We start from the raw sequence: 19,087 nt of genomic DNA, 5'->3' as shown, positions 1-19,087 counted from the left end.
GGTGATCCGGCAAGGCGCCCATACCGGCGGCTGTCTGTGCGGCGCAGTGCGCTTCACGATAGCCGCTGAGCCGCAGGGCGCTCGCTTTTGCTGGTGCCGCGATTGCCAGCGGATCGCCAGCGGCATGGCGACGGTCAACGTCCTGTTCGACGAGGAAGCCGTCACTTATCAAGGCGAGATGACGCTCCTGCGCCTTGTCGCCGACAGCGGCAACACCGTGGAGCGGGGGTTCTGCAAGGTCTGCGGCGCGCAGATGTTCAGTCGCACCGTCGTCGGCCCAAAGCAGCCGATGCGGGTGCGCGCAGGCACGCTCGACGATCCCGAAATCTGCCCACCAACGACGATCATCTGGGGTGCAAGCGCGCCTAGCTGGGCGCCTTTTCCCGCTGGCATGACCGTGCTTGAGGGCGGGCCGGGTTCTGCGGAAATGCCGCCGAGGCACCCCCACGCTCGCGCCGCTCCACCGCAGGTTTGAATGCGGTTAGAGCCGGCTTAGACCCCCTCTAGACCCCTCTTAGACCCCCCTTAAGGGCGGAGGCTGCGCAATGTTTCGCGTGAAACATTGCGCAAGCGGCGGTTCAGTCGAAGCTGTAAGCCAGTTCAAAATCGCCCCAGCGGCGGCCGCCGAAGATCAGCGGGACATAGACGTTCCTGACCACCACGTAGGAATCCCCATCGCCCTCCTGGCGATAGACCGCCATCATGTAGGGCGCGCTGGAAATCTTGGCCTTGCGGTCGATCGCCTCCAGCATGATCCGGCCATTGCGGCAGAATTGGGTGTCGTGGTTGAGATCGCCCGTGGGGTTGCGCGAACGCTCGGTCAGGTGGGTCGGCAGGAACCCGTTCATGTCGGTGCAGGCGGCCGCCAAGACACGGGAATCGCTGGCTTTTGCTCGGTCGAGGAAGGGACGCCACTCGGCATGGGCCCAGTCGGTCAGGCGGGTGCGATAGAGCTGCGGATTGGTGCCGGGGACGGGAAGGTAGTCGGTATCGAACAGCGCCGATGTGCTGATCTTGCCACTCGCCAGTGCAGCCTCGGTATGCGCGGCAAGCTCCTTCATCATCGCCTGCGCCTGAGAGACCATCGCGCTGTCCTCGGGGCTGAGCCCGGCGTGGACGATGCGGTCGAACATCTCGGAAGCCGTGATTTCAAGCTCTTCCATCTTGCGATGGGCACCGTGTAGGCGATCTTCGTTCTTGCGCGACGCGGCGTCGTATCCGGTCAGGACGCGTTGGACTTTATCGACGTGGCCGGAAATGGTGCCGGTCGAACGGGCGATGACGTCATTCTGCTTGTCGACCTCCTCCACCAGAGCGCCGACATTGGTGATGGTGCTCTCGATCCGGGCCACCGAAGCGCGGGCATCGCCGCTGGATTTCGACCCGGCTTCGATCCGCCCAATCATCTCCTCAGCTTCTCCGCCGAGAGCGTCGATAGTGGCGGCGATTTCCTCGGTCGCCTTGCGGGTGTCGCTGGCCAGGCTTTTCACCTCGGCGGCGACCACCGCGAAAGTGCGGCCAGCGTCCCCTGCCCGCATCGCCTCGATCGTGGCGTTGAGTGCAAGGATGTTGGTCGTTTCGGCAATATTATCAATATCCTGTGCAGAACGGCGCACCTGCTCCATCGCGGCCGAGAAGCTGGTGACGTGCTGGCCGAGGGTGTCGACCAGCTCGATCAGCGAGGCGATCTGGCCCAGCGAGGACTGGATCAGCGCAGTGCCTTCCGACAGGCGCTCGATCGCGCGTTCGGACAGCAGGCGCGCTTCGTCGCTCGCTTCGGCGACCTTGTTCTGGTCAGCTTCCAGGGCGCGGACCGTCTCGGCCAGCGCCTCGTGCTCGGAACGCAGGGACTTGGACGAAGCGATCACCGCCTCGACCACCCCGGCCACATCGGTGCACCCCACCGTCACCGCGCCGCAGCTTTCGGGGATCATCGCCAAGGCTTGGGCGTTGGCGGTGTCGATGGCGATCTGTTGCATTGCGGCGGCGGCCCTTGTTTTGTGTGAGGAACATCTAGCCGCAGGATGGTAAGTGAAGGGTTAAGCGGACGGGCCTCACCTGCCAAGAATGAGGCTGGTCAGGCCCCCACCAGCGGGTTAAGCAACCGCCCATGTTCTTCAATTTCATCGACGAGCTTCGCGCGGCCGGGATCGGCGCCAGTTTCAAGGAGCACCTCACGCTGCTTGAGGCGCTGGACCGGGACGTGATCGACCAGACGCCCGAGGCGTTCTACTACCTCTCCCGCGCCACCTTCGTGAAGGATGAAGGCCTGCTCGACCGGTTCGACCAGGTATTCCACAAGGTCTTCAAAGGGATCATGACCGATTACGGCCAGAACCCCGTCGACATTCCCGAAGACTGGCTGAAGGCCGTCGCCGAGAAGTTCCTGACGCCCGAGGAGATGGAGAAGATCAAGTCGCTGGGTGACTGGGACGAGATCATGGAGACGCTCAAAAAACGGCTCGAAGAGCAGGAAAAGCGCCACCAGGGCGGCAACAAGTGGGTCGGCACCGGCGGCACCTCGCCCTTCGGCAATTCGGGCTATAACCCCGAAGGCGTGCGCATCGGCGGCGAGGCGCGGCACGGCAAGGCGATCAAGGTCTGGGAAAAGCGCGAGTTCAAGAACCTCGACAACACCAAGGAACTCGGCACCCGCAACATCAAGATGGCGCTGCGCCGTCTGCGCCGCTTCGCCCGCGAAGGCGCGCAGGATCAGCTCGACATTGACGCCACGATCAAGGGGACGGCCAAGCAAGGCTGGCTGGACATCCACATGCGCGCCGAGCGCCGCAATGCCGTCAAGCTGCTGCTGTTCCTCGACGTCGGCGGATCGATGGACCCCTTTATCAAGCTGGTCGAGGAGCTGTTCAGCGCGGCCACCAGCGAATTCAAGAACATGGAGTTCTTCTACTTCCACAACTGCCTTTACGAAGGCGTGTGGAAAGACAACAAGCGCCGCTGGCAGGAGCGCACCAAAACCTGGGATGTGCTCCACAAATACGGCCACGATTATAAGATCGTGTTCGTCGGCGATGCCGCGATGAGCCCTTACGAGGTCACCCATCCCGGCGGCTCGGTCGAGCACATGAACGAGGAAGCGGGCGCGGTGTGGTTGAAGCGCGTGGCTGACACCTACCCCGCGACAGTGTGGCTTAATCCTGTGCCGGAAAAGCAGTGGGGCTATTCCCAGTCGACCAAGATGATCAAGCAGATCGTCAACGACCGGATGTACCCGCTGACGCTCGACGGGCTGGATGACGCCATGCGGGAGTTGAGCCGGAAGCACGGGGCTTGATCAGGGTCTTCTGAACCGCTTGGAATCGTGGTATTCCTCGGCCCGAGGAGAACGCCATGCAACCGATCACCTTGCCGCTCGCCGCACTCGCGCTTGTCACCGCTGCCGAGGCTCCGCCGCCTTCGGATCCCGACTCTCAGGCGCAAGCAGCCACGCCCGCAGCACAGTCCGTCACGCCATCCGACAGGCAATGTCGTGACGTCATCACGCAGGCGCGGGAGAAGGCGGGCATGCCGCCGCTGCTGGACCGCGAACCGGCCTCGCCTGACAAACCCTACCACATCTATGCCGTCGACCGCAGAGAGGCCGGATGCTCGGTCATGGTCACCGCCGGCAATCCCGCCGACATCCGTCCGCTCCCGGCACCGTCCGATGGGCCAATGCTGGTTATGCCGCTGAGCGAGCGGCGATAATGCTTGGCAGGCTGGTCGCTGCGCTAGTGGCAGTGGTGCTGGCGGCACCCGCCCTCGCAAATCCGCCCTCAGCCAATGCCGAGCCTGTGATTGTCTATATCGAGACTGACCCCTGGACGATGGTGATCGGCTCGGACTCTACGCGCTTCGTGCTCTACCAAGACGGGACGGTGATCTATCGGACCGATGCAGGCTATCAGTCCGTGACCCTGGCACCCGCCGACAGCGCCGCGCTGGCCGCCAAGGTCCGTCTGGCGGGGATCAAGGAACACACAGACTATACCAACGTCACGGATCAGCCTTCGTCGATCATCATTGATTTCCGTACCAAGCAGGCGGTGATGGCCTATGGCGCGACGTCACGCCATCGCAAACGCGGCGATCGCGGCGACAAGCTTCTTACCATGATCACCCTGCTGAGCGAGTACCAGAGCCCTGATGCCAAGGTGTGGGAACCGGAGGCAATCGAAGTGATGATCTGGCCTTACGAATACGCGCCCGAGGCTTCGATCATCTGGCCGGAGACATGGCCGGGCCTCGATCACCCGGCCACGGTGCAACGCGGTGACAGCTACAGCCTGTTCGTCCCGATCAGCGACAAGGAGGCGCTGATGGCGTTTCTCGAAACCCGCAAGCCGCGCGGAGCGGTCGAGATTGGCGGCAGGAAGTGGGCTGTGAGCCTGCGGACGCCGCTGCCCGGTGAGGCGCGCTGGATGCCGTAGCCAAGCGACGATCCGGCTGAGAGCAAGTAGACCTCGCCGCCAGCGTCCAGCCTCACCCCTTGCGGTCCAGTTCCGCATCCAAATGCAGGCTGCACCGCCAGAAGAAGAACGCCGGCACCAGCCCCAGCACCGCCGCGCCGTAGAGCACGTAGCGGACCGAATCCGCGCCGTAGACCGGCTGCAGCCAGTCGGACAGCATCCCGAAGAACAGCGGCCCCAGACCCAGCCCGATCAGGTTCTGGAAGAACAAGAGCGTCGCCGCAGCAATCGCCCTCGCCCGCACCGGCACCAGGCCCTGTGCCGCGGAATAGGTCGGGCCGTAGTAGAACGAATTGAACACGGTCGGGACGAAGAGCAGCGCGAGTGCCATAGGCCAGCTTGGCGCATGATACGCAAGGATCGCCAGCGGCACTGCCAGCGCCATGCCGATCGCAGGCGCGCTCAGCACGTGGCGGCGGTTCTTGGCACCGAAACGGTCAGCCAGATAGCCGCCGAGCCATGTGCCCAGCATTCCCCCCACCCCTGCCAGCAGACCGAACCACAGCCCCACCTGCCCGGGCGTCAGATCGTGAGTGCGCTGGAAGAAGATCGTCGTCCAAGTGGTCTTGCCGTAAGCGAGGAATGACGCCGCGGAGCCAGCGAACAGCAGCAGCACAAAGGCGCGCGATCGCATGACTTCAGCCACTGCTTGACGCAGCGGCAGCGCGGCGGGTTGGCTGGCATTGCGCAAGATCGTCGCGGCGTCACTGCGGCGCGGGTCCTTGAGGACGAACCACACCACCAATGCCAGCGCGACCCCTGGAAGACCGACCACCACGAACGCCTCGCGCCAGCCCAGCCGGTCAGCCAGCGTTCCGCCAATCACCATGCCGAGCAAGGTGCCCACCGGTATGCCGAGCGAGTAGAACGCGAGCGCCGAACTGCGCTTTTCAGGGGGCACCATGTCGCTGATCAGCGAGTGTGCCGGGGGTGTGCAGCCTGCCTCGCCCACGCCCACGCCGATCCGCGCAAGCAGCAGTTGCGCGAAGTTCTGCGCCACGCCGCACAGGGCGGTCATGGCCGACCACAGCCCCAGCGCCACGGCGATGAGCCGCGGGCGGCTTGTTGTCCCGCGATCCGCAAAGCGCGCGATGGGGATGCCCAGCACGGTGTAGAACAGCGCAAACGCCAACCCGGTCATCAACCCGATCTGGGTGTCGTTGAGGTCGAGATCGCGGGCAATCGGCTCGGCGAGGATGTTGACGATCTGCCGGTCGATGAAATTGAAGATGTAAACCGTAAGCAGCACCCACAGGGTCAGCCTCACGGATTGCGTACCCGTACCGCTCGCTGCCGCGGTTGCCATGTTCTGTTCTCTCCCATCGGTGACGGTTGCTCCGTCATCCTGGTGATCCGCGGCCGGGAGATCCCGTGCCGGAGTGGCGTCATTCAGTAAAGCAGATGCGGTCGAACTTCGGCAACCCAGGCGGCTTCATCATGTGACGTCATGGCGTCAAGATCGTCGGGCCGGGCGGATGGGTCGTCGACCCACTCGCGCAGGGCTGGGCCGCCGTTGATGACGTCAATTGCGAGCCGGGTCAGTTCGTATTCGTAAGGGAAGTCCCGCCACAGCGGGTAATCGGGAGAGAGCAACCGGATTGCCTTGAACGCCAGTGCCTGAAGGCGCCACGGCTTGAATGCATGGTGATCGTAGAACGCACCTTCCGCGTGCATCATCAATGCATTGCACAACTTTCCTGAGTGTTTGTGGAAAGTCGGTTCGAACCAGCATTCGCGGATCGCGCAGCCCGCCAGCCACTCGGGCGCGAGCTTGTTCATCACCTTGAGCACCCCGCCCGCGTCCACATCCGGCGCGCCGAACAGAACCTCGAGCGGGCGGGTAGTGCCGCGCCCTTCGGACAGCGTTGTGCCTTCCAGCATCACGGTGCCAGCGTAGCAGCGCGCCATGTTGACGTTGGCGGCATTGGGCGAGGGGTTGATCCACAGGCGTGACGTCGGCCACCCAAAGCCGTCAGTATCGTCGGGACGCCAGCCCTCCATCGACACCACCTTGTAAACGACGTCGAGGCTGAAGTGTTCGATGAACCAGTGGCCCATTTCTCCCATGGTGAGGCCGTGGCGCATCGGCATCGGGGCGGCACCGACAAAGCTCTCCTGGCCGGGGATCAGCAGCGTGCCCTCAACCGGGCGGCCGGCCGGATTGGGCCGATCGAGCACCCAGACTTCCTTCCCCGCCTTGGCCGCTTCCTCCAGCAAATACAGCAAGGTGGTGACGAAGGTGTAGATCCGGCAGCCCAGATCCTGGAGATCAAACAGGAACACATCCGCGCTGGACATCATCTGTCCTGTCGGTCGACGCACCTCGCCATAGAGCGAGAAGATCGGGATGCCGTAGCGCGGATCCATCTCGTCCGCGGTCTCGACCATGTTGTCCTGCTTGTCGCCCTTCAGCCCATGCTGCGGACCAAAGGCGCTGTTGATCTGCACCCCCGCCGCAATCAGTGCATCAAGGCTGTGCGTAAGATCTGCCGTCACGCTCGCGGGATGCGCTACCAAAGCGACGCGGCGGCCCTTGAGCTGTCGGAGGAGTTCGGGGTCGGCAAGCAGCCGGTCGATACCTGTCTTCATAGGACCAAGCGTTGGATCAGTGCGGCAGCAAAGGCAATCGCTTTGCGGGTGTTTGGGAACATTGCGCCCTGTCGTGTTGTTAAGGGGCCATGGAAATTGATTGGACACCAGTAGCCATCGCCGCAGGGTGGGCGATCATCCTCGGCGGTGCGGGTGGCGTGCTTACCGACATCGGCCAATGGTATAGTGATCTGCGCAAGCCGCCGTGGCAGCCGCCTGATTGGTTGTTCGGCCCAGCCTGGACAATCATCCTCGGGCTGGCGGGGTGGAGCTTCTACATCGGCTTGACTCAGGCCCCTTCACCCGAAGCGCGTGCCGCCGTGTGGCTGCTTTTCATTGCCAATTTCGTGTTCCACTTCCTGTGGTCGCCGCTGTTCTTCAAACTGAAGCGGCCAGACTGGGCGCTGGCAGAGAATGTGTTCCTGTGGCTTTCGGTGGTCGCCCTGATGGTCGTTCTGCCACGCATCATTGGTGACAGCTTCGCAGGCTGGCTCAATGTACCCTACTTCATCTGGGTCAGCTTTGCCTTCGTGCTGAACCTCAAAATTGTGCAGTTGAACCGTCCGTTTGGTCGCGAGGCTGCTGCAAGCTAGCGCTCCAGGATCAGTTGGCGGTTGGCTTCGGAATGGAATTCCGGCTTCCCCGGCGGGAAGGCGAGCGCCCAATATTGCTTGGCTCCGTTGGCATGCTCGACGATCGCGTTGAGTGCCACTTGCGCGGGAGTGGGCAGATCGGCGGCGATGCTGGCCTTGAGAACAAGCCCGGCGTCGTCATGCGAACAGGCGATGGCGATGGCGCTGACTGGAGCGTCGCGCATGCCTTCGCGGAACGAATCGAAATCATAGGCGGCCCAGCGCCCTGAAGGCGAAAGATTGAACTCGCGATAGGCTGTTCCGCCGAGCGGCTGCCAGAAAATCTCGAAGCAGGTGGTCTGCCACAGGTTGTCCATCCGCTCAGCCTTGGCGGGGGGCGGCACGATAGTCGCCGGAACCATCCCTTCGAGCCGGAATTCGGCCTCGCAGCCATTAGGCGTGGCGGTGACAGACGCGGTCACGGCGCGGATCGGGCCGAGGTCGCAGGCGACATGGAGCATCAACGGGTGCATCGCATCTGTCTGCCCCCTCGCCCTGCCTCGGGCAAGCCACTTCCCGTAAAGCCAAGGCGCTGGTAGGGGCGCTGCCCATGAGCACCTACGAATCCGCCCTTCTCCGCCTGCTCGACGAGCGTGGCTACATCCACCAGCTGACCGATGCAGCCGGGCTTGATGCCTTGGCCGCCAAGCAGGTTGTGCCGGGCTATATCGGATTCGATGCAACTGCGCCTTCGCTGCATATCGGCAGCCTGGTGCAGATCATGATGCTGCGGCGCCTGCAACAAACGGGGCACAAGCCGATCGTCGTGATGGGCGGCGGCACGACACGGATCGGCGATCCGACGGGACGTGACGAGAGCCGCAAGATGCTCACCGACGAAACCATCGAATCGAACATCCGGTCGATCTTCACTGTCTTCGACAAGCTGTTGAAATTCGGCGACGGCCCTACCGATGCCGTGATGGTCAACAACCACGATTGGCTGGGCCAGTTGGGCTACATCGAGATGCTCCAGCAGGTGGGCACGCATTTCACAGTCAACCGGATGCTGACCTTTGATTCGGTGAAGCTGCGGCTTGAGCGCGAACAGCCGATGACCTTCCTCGAATTCAACTACATGATCTTGCAGGGTTACGATTTCAGGCACTTGTCGCGTGAACTTGACGTGCGGCTGCAGATGGGCGGCTCCGATCAGTGGGGCAATATCATCAACGGGATCGAACTTGGCCGGCGCATGGACGGGACCGACCTGTTCGGCCTCACCACCCCGCTGCTGACGACGGCCGATGGCGCCAAGATGGGCAAGACCGCTGCGGGCGCGGTTTGGCTCAATGAGGACCAGCTTCCCGCCTACGATTTCTGGCAATACTGGCGGAACGTCGATGACCGCGATGTCGGCAAGTTCCTGCGCCTGTTCACCGACCTGCCACTTGATGAGATTCGCCGCTTGGAAGCGCTTGAAGGTGCAGAGGTAAATGCCGCCAAGGTGGTCCTCGCCAACGCAGTCACAGCGCTTGTCCGCGGAGAAGACGCAGCGACCCGCGCCGAAGCCACCGCCCGCGAAACCTTTGCCGGGTCCGGCGCAGGCGAAGATTTGCCCACGCTCTCGGTTGGCGCGGAAGGTATGCGCATGGCCGCGCTGCTGACGGAGATCGGGCTGACCACCTCGAATGGCGAGGCCAAACGGAAGCTGGCGGAGGGTGCCGTGAAGCTCGAAGGCGAGACCGTTACCGACCCTGCTCACCTCGTGCTTCCCGTCGAAGGGCAGGCCCTGCGCCTCAGCCTCGGCAAGAAGCGGCACGCACTGGTTCAACGCTAAGGGCGCGGCCTTTACCAATTGTCAGCCTTTCTGCGGCATCTCGTCCACTTGGCCCAAGCGGACGGAAGGATCGCAGCGCGTGTCGGGTGGAGCTAACCTCAGTGTGACCGATCTGCGCCGAGCGGCGCGGCATCCGGTCGATTTTCCCGCAATCGTCGAGCACTTCGTGCACGGCGACCTGCACCTGCACATCTGCAACCTGTCCGCCCATGGCTTCATGGTCGACAATGCGGGCCAACTGCAACGCGGTGACCGCATCATCATCCGCTTGCCCGTGGTGGGCCGCATCGAAGCCTATGTCATATGGACGCGCGATACCCGCGCCGGCTTCCAGTTCGAACGGATCATCCGGCTCGACGATTTCGTTGCAATTATCGACCAGCTTCAGCCCAACCCGCGCCTGCGCCGTTCCCGCTAAGGAATAGCCTGGCTGACAGGGCGGCAAGTTTCGCCAGCTTGGCAGCATCGCAAACGCCTGCCATGGCGCTGGCACGATGGAACCCACCTCCCCGCTCCAGATCGGTGATTACCGGCGTTACTGGCTAGCCCGCTTCATGGGCGTGTTCGCCACGATGTCGATGGTGGTGCTGCTCGGCTACCAGCTCTACGCGATCGCGCGCGACGATTACGGGATGAGCGTGGCCGAAGCTTCGTTCCAGCTTGGCTTGCTGGGCCTTGCGCAATTCGTCCCGCTATTCCTGCTTACGCCGGTTGCCGGCCTTGCCGCCGACCGGTTCGACCGGCGCCATGTCGCGGCCTTTGCCAATGGTATCGACGGGTGCGTGGCAGTGGTTCTGGCGATCACGACATGGACTGATGCGCTAACCTTGCCGATCCTGTTCGCGCTCGCCGCAGCGCATGGCGCGGCGCGGGTGTTTGTTGGGCCGTCGATGAGCGCGATTGCTCCCAACATTGTGCCCCCTGCACTGCTGCCGCGCGCCATCGCGCTCTCCTCGATCGCCTGGCAAACCGCGAGCGTGGCGGGTCCCGCAGTGGGCGGACTGATCTTCGCGCAGGCCGAATGGCTGCCCCACGCGCTTTCGGCGGTTCTGCTCGGGGCGGCGATGCTTCTCATCCTGACCGTTCGCCCGATCCGTGCCAAGCATGAGGGGCCGCCATTGAAGCCGGTTAAGCAGATTGGCGAGGGGTTGGCTTATGTCTGGCGCGAGCGGTTCCTGCTGGGGTGCATCACGCTCGATCTGTTTGCCGTGCTTCTGGCCGGAGCGACTGCGCTGCTACCGGTATTTGCGCGCGACATCCTGTTTGTGGGGCCGGAGGGTCTGGGCCTGATGCGTGCAGCTCCGGCGCTGGGCGCGGCAAGCGTCGCGCTGTGGCTGTCGTTCCGCCCGCTCCAACGCGAGGTCGGGGTCAAGATGCTCTGGGCCGTCGCGGGCTTTGGAGCGCTGACGATTGCCTTTGCCTTTTCGCGCAGCTTCATCGTGTCGCTGGCAATCCTCGCGGCGATGGGCGCTGTCGATATGGTTTCGGTCTTCATTCGCAGTTCGCTGGTCCAGTTGTTCACGCCAGACGACAAGCGCGGCCGAGTGTCGTCGATCTCCGGGCTTGCCATTTCTGCCTCCAACGAATTGGGCGAGATGCAGTCGGGTCTTGCCGCAGCGCTCCTCGGAGCGGTCGGAGCGGTTGTATTCGGCGGTGCGGGTGCGATATTCGTGACATTGATCTGGGCGTGGTACTTCCCCGAACTGCGCCGCGCCCGCAGCTTCGAGCCGCAAGAGCTCAAGAAAGAGGTATCGACATGAAGGCTGACAACATCCTCGCCACCATCGGCGGCACCCCGCATATCCGCCTCGCCCGGCTGTTTCCCGATCACGATGTCTGGGTGAAGTCCGAACGCGCCAATCCCGGCGGGTCGATCAAGGACCGCATCGCGCTCGCCATGGTCGAGGACGCAGAAGCGAGCGGTGCACTCAAGCCCGGCGGCACCATTGTCGAGCCGACCAGCGGCAACACCGGGATCGGGCTGGCGATGGTCGCTGCGGTCAAGGGCTACAAGCTGGTGCTGGTGATGCCCGAATCGATGTCGATCGAGCGCCGCCGGTTGATGCTGGCCTATGGTGCGAGCTTCGACCTCACGCCCCGGGAACGCGGCATGAAGGGCGCGATCGAGCGCGCTATGGAACTGGTCGCTCAAACCGCCGGAGCGTGGATGCCGAGCCAATTCGATAACGCTGCCAACCCCGCGATCCACGCGCGCACCACTGCGCATGAAATCCTTGCCGACTTTGCCGATTCGCCGATTGATGTGATGATAACCGGCGTGGGTACTGGCGGTCACCTGACCGGATGCGCCGAGGAACTGAAGAAGCATTGGCCGGCATTGAAGGCCTATGGCGTAGAGCCCGCGCTCTCGCCCGTGATCAATGGCGGTCAGCCCGGTCCACACCCGATTCAGGGTATCGGCGCAGGCTTCATCCCCGGGAACCTCCACACCAACGTCATCGACGGCGCGATCAAGGTTGATGCTGAGGAAGCCAAGGAAATGGCCCGCCGCGCGGCCCGCGAAGAAGGGATGCTGGTTGGTATTTCCTCGGGCGCTACGCTTGCCGCCATCGCCTCAAAGCTTCCTGAGCTGCCCGCTGGCTCGCGCGTGCTCGGCTTCAACTACGACACCGGTGAGCGCTATCTCTCGGTGCCTGACTTCCTGCCGGTGGAGTGAGCGTGATCGAGCGTATTGAATATGCCGACGGGGCGACGCCGCTGACCGGTTGGCTAGCGCGGCCATCAGGCGAAGCGCGGGCCGCGGTGGCGGTGTTCCCGACTTACATGAACACCACGCCCGCAGTCGAAGCGAAGTCGCTTGCGCTCGCAGAGGCGGGCTGCGTGGCCTTCGTCGGCGACTTCTATGGGCCGGACTCCCCTCATGATGCCGATACTGCGCTTGCTGCGATGCTCAGTCTGCGCGCCGATCCCGTGGCAATGCGCAAGCGATTGCGGGCAACACTGACAAAGCTGGCCGATATAGCCCCCGGCTTGCCGATGATTGCGATCGGGTTCTGTCTCGGCGGGATGTCGGTGCTGGAACTTGCGCGCGACGGCGCGGACCTAGCGCTGGTCGCCAGCTTCCATGGCTTGCTCGCAACGCCCTTGCCGGCGACCGCACCCATCGCTCCCCGTATCCTTGTGTGCCATGGCGATGTGGACTGGCTCGTGCCGCGCACTGAGGTTCTGGCCTTCTGGGAGGAGATGGACCGGGTCGGGGCAGACTGGCAATTCATGTCATTTGCGGGCGTGGATCATGGCTTCACCAACCTCCTTAACCCCGACGGCAGCGCCAATCCCGCCTACCACGCCACTGCCGACCGCCAGTCTTGGGCGGCATTACTGGGCCTGATCGACGAAGTCGCGCCTCCGCCGCTCTGAGCGAAACTGCTTTTCCGCTAATGGCGTAAACCGATTCCTTAACCCGCTCCGTGTTATTCCCGAGTTTCGATATTCACGCAATTGCGTAGCTGATCGGGAAACGGCGCCCATGAAGTTCATCAAGCTCGAATCGCGCGGCGGAAATTATCTCGTCGTGGCCGAGAACGTCGCCTGGCTCCGCACGGGCGAGAACGGCCAGACCAATGTTGGCATCGTTGGCGGGCAGCCACTGCTGGTTGTCGGGACGATCGAGGAAGTGGCGGCGAAGATCCTCGCCGGCGCGGCAGAGGGAGATGAACCCGCCGCGCCCGCGCCCGCTCCAGTTCCGCCTCCCGCTCCTGTTGCACAGGCACCGGCACAAGCTGCTGCCGAAGTCGCGCCTGCCAAGCCGGTCGCACCTGCTCCCCAACCTGTTCCCGAGCCCGAGCCTGAGCCGGAACCCGAAGTGGCGGCGCCTGAACCCGAACCAGCAGCGCCCGAACCCGAACCGGAACTGGAGCCCGATCCTGAACCGGTTATGGAGACACCCGCCCCTACCCCCGCACCCGCCTCCGCAACGGTGCCAACGCGCCCGCGTCCGGCCGCTGCCCGGTCGGCAAGCCTCTGGGAGCGACCCGCTGCGCCGCCGAAAAGCATCAAGGTCAAGGCCAGCTCGCAGCGGATGATGGGCCGCTTCGAATAGAGCTCAAGCTCCCGTCCCTGCCAAAGCCGTTGCGAAAGCACTGGCAGGTGTTACCTCTACCCTGACATTCCGGGGGAGAGAGCGGATGATGCGACAGTTGAGCGGATTTGGTATGGTGGCGGCGCTTGCGCTGGTGGCGGGGCATGCAGCGGCGGAGACACCCGCGCGCGATCGGCTCGTCACTGTGGTTGACGCCCAGCACGATGAAACCGTGAAAGCCCTTCAGGATTGGGTCGCCCTCCCCACCATTGCGGCCGAGAAGCGCGGCACGCCCGAGGGCGCTGAATATATGCGAAAGCTCGCGTTGGATGCGGGCTTCCAGCAGGCCAAGATCATCCCCACCGATGGCGTCCCTGCGGTGTTCGCGACGCTCGATGCGGGAGCCAAGATCACGGTCGGCATCTACTTCATGTATGACGTGAAGCAGTTCGATCCCGCAGAATGGAATTCACCCCCACTCGATGCCAAGCTGGTCGAACGCCCCGGTGAAGGCTTGAGCATCGTCGGTCGCGGCGTGGTCAACCAGAAGGGGCCGCAGATGGCCTTCCTCGCGGCGATCAAGGCAATCCAGGCCAGTGGCCACCCACTCCCCGTCAATCTGGTGCTGGTAGCAGAGGGCGAGGAAGAGGTTGCCTCGACCCACTTCGATCAGGTCGTAGCCGTACCCGAGGTGCAGGCCGCGCTCGCCAAGGCGGTCGGCGTGTTCATCCCATCCGCCAACCAGAACCGCGACGGCAGTGCCGGCATCACGCTGGGAGCCAAGGGCGCGGTCGAATTCCAGCTCGTGGTGGGCGGAGAGACCTCGGACAAATATCCCAAGACCGATATCCACTCCTCCAACTATGCGCGGATCGAGAGCCCGGCATGGCGGCTCGTCAAGGCGCTCGATACGCTGGTTGCCGATGACGGGCACACCCCCGCAATCGACGGCTGGTTCGAGAACGTCCAGCCACTGACCGCGCGGCAGAGAGAGCTGATCGCACAGAGCGCGAAGCCGGAACTGGAAGCGCAGGAGAAAGCACTTCTCGGCGTCGGTCGCTGGATTGATGACGAGGACTATACCACCAGCCTAGAGCGGTTCTTCTCGCAGCCTACCGTCAACATTCAGGGCCTTGTTTCGGGCTATACGGGAGAAGGCGGCAAGACGGTCCTGCCCGGCCGCGCCGAGGCAAAACTGGAATTCCGGCTTGTCCCCAATATGACCAAGTCCGAGGCGGTCAGCAAATTGCAGGCACACCTCGCCAAGCGCGGCTTTGATGACGTGCGGGTGACGGTCTCGGGCGGCTATGGGCCCAACGAAACCGCCGAGGACAGCGTGCTGATCCGCGCGCAGAAGCGGCTCTTCGACGAAAAGGGCATCCCCTACACCATCCGTCCCCGCAACGCCGGGAGCTGGCCAGGGGTGATCTTCAACGGGCCGCCGCTCAGCCTCCCAGCTTCGCAATTCGGCTTGGGCCGCGGGGGTGGCGCACATGCTCCCAACGAATGGTTCCTGATCGAAAGCAGCGATCCGAAGGTATCCGGCCTTGATGAAGTCACGATGGGCTATATCGACTACCTCTACGTGATTGCCGAAGAGGCCTCAAAGTAAGGCGCCAAAAGCGAAAGGGCCGCCCCGCAGATCGCAGGACGGCCCTTTTCTTTAGCTATTCAGCCCAAACTCAAGCGGCGGTGGCGAATGCCTCGGCCGGGAGCTTCATCATGTATTCGCTGCCCGCTTCCAGCTTGCGGCGCAGTGCACCTGCATCGGGCAGGAAGCGTTCGGCGTAGTAATTGGCCGAGACGAGCTTCGCCTCGTAAAAGGCCTTGTCCTCCGGCTCGCCTGCCAGCTTGGCCAGAGCGACCTTGGCCATCTTCAGCCAGAAGAAGCCGAGCGTCACGATGCCCATGATGTGCATGTAATGATGCGCGCCCGCGCCGAGGTGGTTTGGGTTGGCCATCGCGTTCTGCATGAACCACATGGTTGCCGCCTTCTGCTCGCCCAGCGCCTTTTCGAGCCGCTCTGCAACCGAAGCCAGTTCAGGTACCTGCTTGGCGGCGGCGATTTCCTCGTCGATCATCGCGAAGAATGCCTGGATCGCCTTTCCACCGCCGGCGGCGAGCTTGCGCCCGCACAGGTCCATCGCCTGCACGCCGTTGGCACCTTCGTAGATCATGGCGATGCGGCTATCGCGCACGAACTGCTCCATGCCCCACTCGCGCACATAGCCGTGGCCACCAAAGACCTGCTGCATGTTGTTGGCGATGTCGTAGCCCTTGTCGGTGCCGTAGCCCTTGATGACCGGGGTCATCAGCCCGATCAGCAGATCGGCCTGCTCGCGCTCCTCGGGGGTTTGCGCCTTGTGGGTCAGATCGACCTGCAACGCACCCCACAGGCACAGCGCCCGCATCGATTCAGTGAAGACCTTGGCGTCCATCAGCATCCGTCGCACATCAGGGTGGACGAAGATCGGGTCGGCCTTCGCCGCCGGATCGGCGGGGCCGGTCAGCGCACGGCCCTGACGGCGATCAAGCGCGTAGTTCACCGCGTTCTGGTAGGCGACTTCCGCCTGGGCATAGCCCTGAATGCCGACGCCGAGGCGCGCAGCGTTCATCATGATGAACATCGCGGCGAGGCCCTTGTTCTCCTCGCCCACCATGTAGCCGGTCGCGCCGTCATAGTTGAGCAGGCAGGTAGCGTTGCCGTGAATGCCCATCTTCTTTTCGATCGATCCGCAGGTCACGCCATTGCGCGCTGCCGGTTCGCCATTCTCGTCGAGAATGAACTTCGGCACTATGAACAGCGAGATGCCTTTGACGCTATCCGGCGCGCCCGGGGTCTTGGCCAGCACGAGGTGGATGATGTTGCTGGTAAGGTCATGTTCGCCGGCCGAGATGAAAATCTTGGTACCGGTGATGGCATAGGAACCGTCGCCGTTCGGTACAGCCTTTGTGCGGATCATACCCAGATCGGTGCCGCAATGCGGCTCGGTCAGGTTCATCGTGCCCGACCATTCGCCCGAGATCATCTTGGGGACGTAGGCCGCCTTCTGCTCGTCAGAACCCTTGGCAAGGATCGCCGAGATCGCGCCCGCGGTGAGGCCGGGATACATGGCGAATGCCTGGTTTGCCGTACCTGAATATTCCTCAAGCACGAAGCCGAGAACATGGGGCAGGCCCTGTCCGCCGAACTCTTCAGGCTGCGCGAGTGTACCCCAACCGCTTTCAACATAGGCATTATAGGCATCCTTGAAACCCGGGGGCGTTGTGACCGAGCCGTCTTCGTGGCGAGTGCAGCCGTGTTCGTCGCCTGCCTGATTGACCGGCGCGAGCACCTCGGCGCAGAACTTGCCTGCCTCGTTGATGACCGTGTCAATCATATCGGGCGTAGCATTTTCGAAGCCAGGCAGATTGCCATAGCTCGCCAAGTCGAGAACCTCGTTGACGATGAAACGCGTGTCGCGGGTTGGCGCGGTATATGTCGGCATCACATGATCCCTTTAGTGAGCAGTCAGGTTAGCGAATGGTGTGGCCTCATCGGCTCAACGCAAATCGAGCTTCTCGATTTCAGCCACGAATTCGGTGAGTTCCTTGATCGACGAATCGATATCATCGCGCTGCGCCTTGAGCTTGGCGACATGCGCGCGGCACTTCTCGATCGTGACGCGGCGCTGTTCGACGCGTCCGTCGTCAAGATCATAGAGATCGATCATCTCGCGAATTTCGGTGAGGCTGAAGCCGACGTTCTTCGCGCGCATGATCCACGCAAGACGCGCACGGTCGCGCTTGGAATAGACGCGAGTGAGGCCGACGCGGGCCGGATTGATCAGCCCTTCATCCTCATAAAACCGCAGTGCGCGGGCGGTGCAGCCGAATTCCGACGTGAGATCGGAGATCGCGAAATGCTCGCGCTCATGCACATCGGGACGGTCGAGATGCGCGCCATTGCGGCGCGATTCGCTCCCCGAATCCTTGGGTGCATCATAAGCGGCGTTGGTTGCAGGAGCGGTTGCCATGACCGCTATCTACCTTACGTTTACGTGAGCGTCAAGCGTCGGTACGAGCCAGTACAGGCCCGCCCTCCCCCGCAACAATCGCGCGATAAAAGCAGCTGCGCGCGCCGGTATGGCAGGTCGGCCCGGCCGGCACCGCACGGATAACCAAAGCGTCCTGATCGCAATCCACCAGCATCAATTCCACCTGAAGCACATGGCCAGACGTCTCGCCCTTCATCCAGAGCTTACCACGCGACCGCGACCAGAAATGGACCTTCCCGGTGGTAAGCGTGGCCTCCAGCGCCTCGGCATTCATGTGCGCGACCACCAGCACTTCGCCACTCGCATGATCAACCACGACCGCCGTCAACAACCCGGCGGCATCGAATTTCGGGGCAAAGACCGCACCGCCTTCGCGTTCTTCGGTGGTAAGTGATGCATCAGTCACAACGTGCAACTCCGGAGAGAGAGGCCCGCGCCAAATGTGGCGCAAGCGGGTCGCTCATGCGACGATTGTTGCAAGCAGACAACAGGGGCCTGCAAAAAATGCGCACGCTTGCTGTTTCATCTTCCGCGCGATGCCGCACGGTGGAAGAAGAGCGCTGGAACTCTCGCAAGGGGTTCTCAACCGAACAATGACACCGCCCGGTGTCAGGTTCAGGGGGTGACCGGACCGCAGACTGGCAATGGGGTGCCAGCGCGACCGGTTGAACGATTGGGATTGGATCCCGGCAGCCAAGTTAGGGGGTGGCTGCCTCGGCCCGCAAGGGTGGATCCGCACCGTTTCGTCACGTGGCGCCCGGGGTCGAAAGACCTCGGGCGTTATGTTTTCAAGGTGGGGCAAACCGGTGCCCTTCATCCACCCTTGCGAAGCAGGCTACCGCGATCGAAGCAGGACCGGCCGTAGCAATCGCGGCAATGCAGGCACGGCTCGTTGCACCACTCGTCAGCACGTCATCCACCAGGATCACATCCCGGCCCGCAAGATACTCCGCGCGCGAAGGATCAATCCGGATCGCGCCCTTCAACACTCGCTCGCGCGCTTCGCGGCCCAGACCGCCGAGATTGGGCGTGCGCCTGTGGCGGACCAGCGCCGCAACCTCGGCTTCGCCCTTTCCCATCCGCGCAAGCTCCTGGCTCAGAAGCGCTGATTGGTTGAACCCGCGCTGCCACAGCCGCCAGCGGTGGAGCGGCACGGGCACCAGCACGGGCAGGCTCGCACCAGGCTGCGGATCGGGCAAGCGCGCCGCGACGAGCCGGGCAAGCAGCCGCGATAACGCAATCCGTCCCCCATGCTTGTAAGCCAGCACAAGTCTGCGCGAAGTGTCATTGTAATAGGTGGCAGCGTGCACAGGCACTGCATGGCCCGCCACGTCGGTGTTGTCGGGAACATCGAGCGTGCTCCAGCAGTCCAGACACAGCCCGTCTTGGGCCGCGACCGCACCCCCGCACGAAGGGCAGCGCGGCGGATAGAGCAGATCCACCACCGGCGCGAATTGTCGGGCAAGTTGAGCGACCACTGCCATTGCGCGAGTGTCGCATGGCTTGCGCTCTCTAATCAAGCGCGGCAGGGCAGTCAG

Annotated in this window: 20 protein-coding genes; 12 read left to right on the top strand and 8 right to left on the bottom strand. The window is 63.2% G+C overall.

Features of this window, described 5'->3' with window-relative positions; all coding sequences use genetic code 11:
* The first annotated feature begins 1 nt into the window (after window position 1).
* Window positions 2-475, top strand: a complete 474-nt coding sequence (locus tag KVF90_RS11665; protein ID WP_264391746.1) for a GFA family protein — start codon at window positions 2-4, stop codon at window positions 473-475.
* Between the two features lie 103 nt (window positions 476-578).
* Here KVF90_RS11665 and KVF90_RS11660 read toward each other — a convergent pair whose 3' ends face one another.
* The gene (locus KVF90_RS11660; RefSeq protein WP_264391745.1) at window positions 579-1,979 is read right to left on the bottom strand and encodes a methyl-accepting chemotaxis protein; all 1,401 of its coding nucleotides are present in this window, start codon (window positions 1,977-1,979) and stop codon (window positions 579-581) included.
* A gap of 131 nt (window positions 1,980-2,110) precedes the next feature.
* Here KVF90_RS11660 and KVF90_RS11655 point away from each other — a divergent pair, with 131 nt between their 5' ends.
* From KVF90_RS11655 to KVF90_RS11645, 3 genes are read left to right on the top strand one after another with little or no spacing between them, the layout of a single operon-like run.
* Entirely contained in the window at window positions 2,111-3,295 is a 1,185-nt protein-coding gene (locus tag KVF90_RS11655) for a vWA domain-containing protein (protein WP_264391744.1), read from the top strand.
* Window positions 3,296-3,351: 56 nt separating this feature from the next.
* On the top strand, window positions 3,352-3,708 hold the full coding sequence (locus KVF90_RS11650) for a hypothetical protein (protein WP_264391743.1): 357 nt from the start codon (window positions 3,352-3,354) through the stop codon (window positions 3,706-3,708).
* A complete protein-coding gene (locus tag KVF90_RS11645) occupies window positions 3,708-4,430 on the top strand; it encodes a hypothetical protein (RefSeq protein WP_264391742.1) in 723 nt (240 codons plus the stop codon). The genes KVF90_RS11650 and KVF90_RS11645 overlap by 1 nt, the downstream gene beginning before the upstream one ends.
* Window positions 4,431-4,482: 52 nt before the next feature.
* On the opposite strand, the gene KVF90_RS11640 is transcribed toward KVF90_RS11645, so the two are convergent.
* On the bottom strand, window positions 4,483-5,775 hold the full coding sequence (locus KVF90_RS11640) for a spinster family MFS transporter (RefSeq protein WP_264391741.1): 1,293 nt from the start codon (window positions 5,773-5,775) through the stop codon (window positions 4,483-4,485).
* Window positions 5,776-5,858: 83 nt separating this feature from the next.
* Complete coding sequence (locus KVF90_RS11635) at window positions 5,859-7,058, bottom strand: DUF1343 domain-containing protein (RefSeq protein WP_264391740.1); 1,200 nt, start codon at window positions 7,056-7,058, stop codon at window positions 5,859-5,861.
* An 89-nt stretch (window positions 7,059-7,147) separates the two neighbouring features.
* On the opposite strand from KVF90_RS11635, the gene KVF90_RS11630 reads away from it, so the two are divergent.
* Window positions 7,148-7,651 carry a TspO/MBR family protein gene (locus KVF90_RS11630; protein ID WP_264391739.1) on the top strand — a complete coding sequence of 168 codons (504 nt, stop codon included), beginning with the start codon at window positions 7,148-7,150 and terminating at the stop codon, window positions 7,649-7,651.
* Here the strand turns inward: KVF90_RS11630 and KVF90_RS11625 are convergent.
* Window positions 7,648-8,163 (bottom strand): hypothetical protein, encoded by a 516-nt coding sequence (locus tag KVF90_RS11625; protein WP_264391738.1) that lies wholly within the window; start codon window positions 8,161-8,163, stop codon window positions 7,648-7,650. The genes KVF90_RS11630 and KVF90_RS11625 overlap by 4 nt on opposite strands.
* Before the next feature lie 77 nt (window positions 8,164-8,240).
* On the opposite strand from KVF90_RS11625, the gene tyrS reads away from it, so the two are divergent.
* The 7 genes from tyrS (at window position 8,241) to KVF90_RS11590 (ending at window position 15,124) form a co-directional block, all read left to right on the top strand.
* Window positions 8,241-9,470, top strand: coding sequence for a tyrosine--tRNA ligase (gene tyrS, locus KVF90_RS11620; RefSeq protein ID WP_264391737.1), 1,230 nt, complete (start codon window positions 8,241-8,243; stop codon window positions 9,468-9,470).
* 79 nt (window positions 9,471-9,549) lie between these two features.
* On the top strand, window positions 9,550-9,888 hold the full coding sequence (locus tag KVF90_RS11615; protein WP_264391736.1) for a PilZ domain-containing protein: 339 nt from the start codon (window positions 9,550-9,552) through the stop codon (window positions 9,886-9,888).
* 76 nt (window positions 9,889-9,964) lie between these two features.
* Window positions 9,965-11,230: an MFS transporter gene (locus KVF90_RS11610; protein ID WP_264391735.1), complete on the top strand. Its 1,266-nt coding sequence runs from the start codon at window positions 9,965-9,967 to the stop codon at window positions 11,228-11,230.
* On the top strand, window positions 11,227-12,147 hold the full coding sequence (gene cysK, locus KVF90_RS11605; RefSeq protein ID WP_264391734.1) for a cysteine synthase A: 921 nt from the start codon (window positions 11,227-11,229) through the stop codon (window positions 12,145-12,147). The genes KVF90_RS11610 and cysK overlap by 4 nt, the downstream gene beginning before the upstream one ends.
* 2 nt (window positions 12,148-12,149) lie before the next feature.
* Window positions 12,150-12,851, top strand: coding sequence for a dienelactone hydrolase family protein (locus KVF90_RS11600; protein ID WP_319641022.1), 702 nt, complete (start codon window positions 12,150-12,152; stop codon window positions 12,849-12,851).
* A gap of 109 nt (window positions 12,852-12,960) precedes the next feature.
* Window positions 12,961-13,533 (top strand): hypothetical protein, encoded by a 573-nt coding sequence (locus KVF90_RS11595; protein ID WP_264391732.1) that lies wholly within the window; start codon window positions 12,961-12,963, stop codon window positions 13,531-13,533.
* 85 nt (window positions 13,534-13,618) lie between these two features.
* Window positions 13,619-15,124, top strand: coding sequence for a M20/M25/M40 family metallo-hydrolase (locus KVF90_RS11590; RefSeq protein WP_264391731.1), 1,506 nt, complete (start codon window positions 13,619-13,621; stop codon window positions 15,122-15,124).
* Window positions 15,125-15,194: 70 nt separating this feature from the next.
* Here KVF90_RS11590 and KVF90_RS11585 read toward each other — a convergent pair whose 3' ends face one another.
* From KVF90_RS11585 to KVF90_RS11570, 4 genes are all read right to left on the bottom strand, one after another.
* On the bottom strand, window positions 15,195-17,000 hold the full coding sequence (locus KVF90_RS11585; RefSeq protein WP_264391730.1) for an acyl-CoA dehydrogenase C-terminal domain-containing protein: 1,806 nt from the start codon (window positions 16,998-17,000) through the stop codon (window positions 15,195-15,197).
* A 54-nt stretch (window positions 17,001-17,054) separates the two neighbouring features.
* Window positions 17,055-17,528: a MerR family transcriptional regulator gene (locus tag KVF90_RS11580; RefSeq protein ID WP_264391729.1), complete on the bottom strand. Its 474-nt coding sequence runs from the start codon at window positions 17,526-17,528 to the stop codon at window positions 17,055-17,057.
* Between the two features lie 31 nt (window positions 17,529-17,559).
* Window positions 17,560-17,955 (bottom strand): phosphoribosyl-AMP cyclohydrolase, encoded by a 396-nt coding sequence (gene hisI, locus KVF90_RS11575; RefSeq protein ID WP_264391728.1) that lies wholly within the window; start codon window positions 17,953-17,955, stop codon window positions 17,560-17,562.
* A 382-nt stretch (window positions 17,956-18,337) separates the two neighbouring features.
* A complete protein-coding gene (locus tag KVF90_RS11570; RefSeq protein ID WP_264391727.1) occupies window positions 18,338-19,033 on the bottom strand; it encodes a ComF family protein in 696 nt (231 codons plus the stop codon).
* Window positions 19,034-19,087 lie beyond the last annotated feature (54 nt).

It is taken from the genome of Porphyrobacter sp. ULC335 (assembly GCF_025917005.1).
Taxonomy (GTDB): domain Bacteria; phylum Pseudomonadota; class Alphaproteobacteria; order Sphingomonadales; family Sphingomonadaceae; genus Erythrobacter.
The sequence above is the reverse complement of the archived record's forward strand: the minus strand, read 5'-3'. Positions and strand labels throughout refer to the sequence as shown.

Bases quoted from the DNA above. Each gene is read 5' to 3' on its own strand.
- KVF90_RS11660 (WP_264391745.1), bottom strand. From the start codon at position 1,979: ATGCAACAGATCGCCATCGACACCGCCAACGCCCAAGCCTTGGCGATG.
- KVF90_RS11655 (WP_264391744.1), top strand. From the start codon at position 2,111: ATGTTCTTCAATTTCATCGACGAGCTTCGCGCGGCCGGGATCGGCGCC.
- KVF90_RS11650 (WP_264391743.1), top strand. From the start codon at position 3,352: ATGCAACCGATCACCTTGCCGCTCGCCGCACTCGCGCTTGTCACCGCT.
- KVF90_RS11645 (WP_264391742.1), top strand. From the start codon at position 3,708: ATGCTTGGCAGGCTGGTCGCTGCGCTAGTGGCAGTGGTGCTGGCGGCA.
- KVF90_RS11640 (WP_264391741.1), bottom strand. From the start codon at position 5,775: ATGGCAACCGCGGCAGCGAGCGGTACGGGTACGCAATCCGTGAGGCTG.
- KVF90_RS11635 (WP_264391740.1), bottom strand. From the start codon at position 7,058: ATGAAGACAGGTATCGACCGGCTGCTTGCCGACCCCGAACTCCTCCGA.
- KVF90_RS11630 (WP_264391739.1), top strand. From the start codon at position 7,148: ATGGAAATTGATTGGACACCAGTAGCCATCGCCGCAGGGTGGGCGATC.
- KVF90_RS11625 (WP_264391738.1), bottom strand. From the start codon at position 8,163: ATGCACCCGTTGATGCTCCATGTCGCCTGCGACCTCGGCCCGATCCGC.
- tyrS (WP_264391737.1), top strand. From the start codon at position 8,241: ATGAGCACCTACGAATCCGCCCTTCTCCGCCTGCTCGACGAGCGTGGC.
- KVF90_RS11610 (WP_264391735.1), top strand. From the start codon at position 9,965: ATGGAACCCACCTCCCCGCTCCAGATCGGTGATTACCGGCGTTACTGG.
- cysK (WP_264391734.1), top strand. From the start codon at position 11,227: ATGAAGGCTGACAACATCCTCGCCACCATCGGCGGCACCCCGCATATC.
- KVF90_RS11595 (WP_264391732.1), top strand. From the start codon at position 12,961: ATGAAGTTCATCAAGCTCGAATCGCGCGGCGGAAATTATCTCGTCGTG.
- KVF90_RS11590 (WP_264391731.1), top strand. From the start codon at position 13,619: ATGATGCGACAGTTGAGCGGATTTGGTATGGTGGCGGCGCTTGCGCTG.
- KVF90_RS11585 (WP_264391730.1), bottom strand. From the start codon at position 17,000: ATGCCGACATATACCGCGCCAACCCGCGACACGCGTTTCATCGTCAAC.
- KVF90_RS11580 (WP_264391729.1), bottom strand. From the start codon at position 17,528: ATGGCAACCGCTCCTGCAACCAACGCCGCTTATGATGCACCCAAGGAT.
- KVF90_RS11570 (WP_264391727.1), bottom strand. From the start codon at position 19,033: ATGGCAGTGGTCGCTCAACTTGCCCGACAATTCGCGCCGGTGGTGGAT.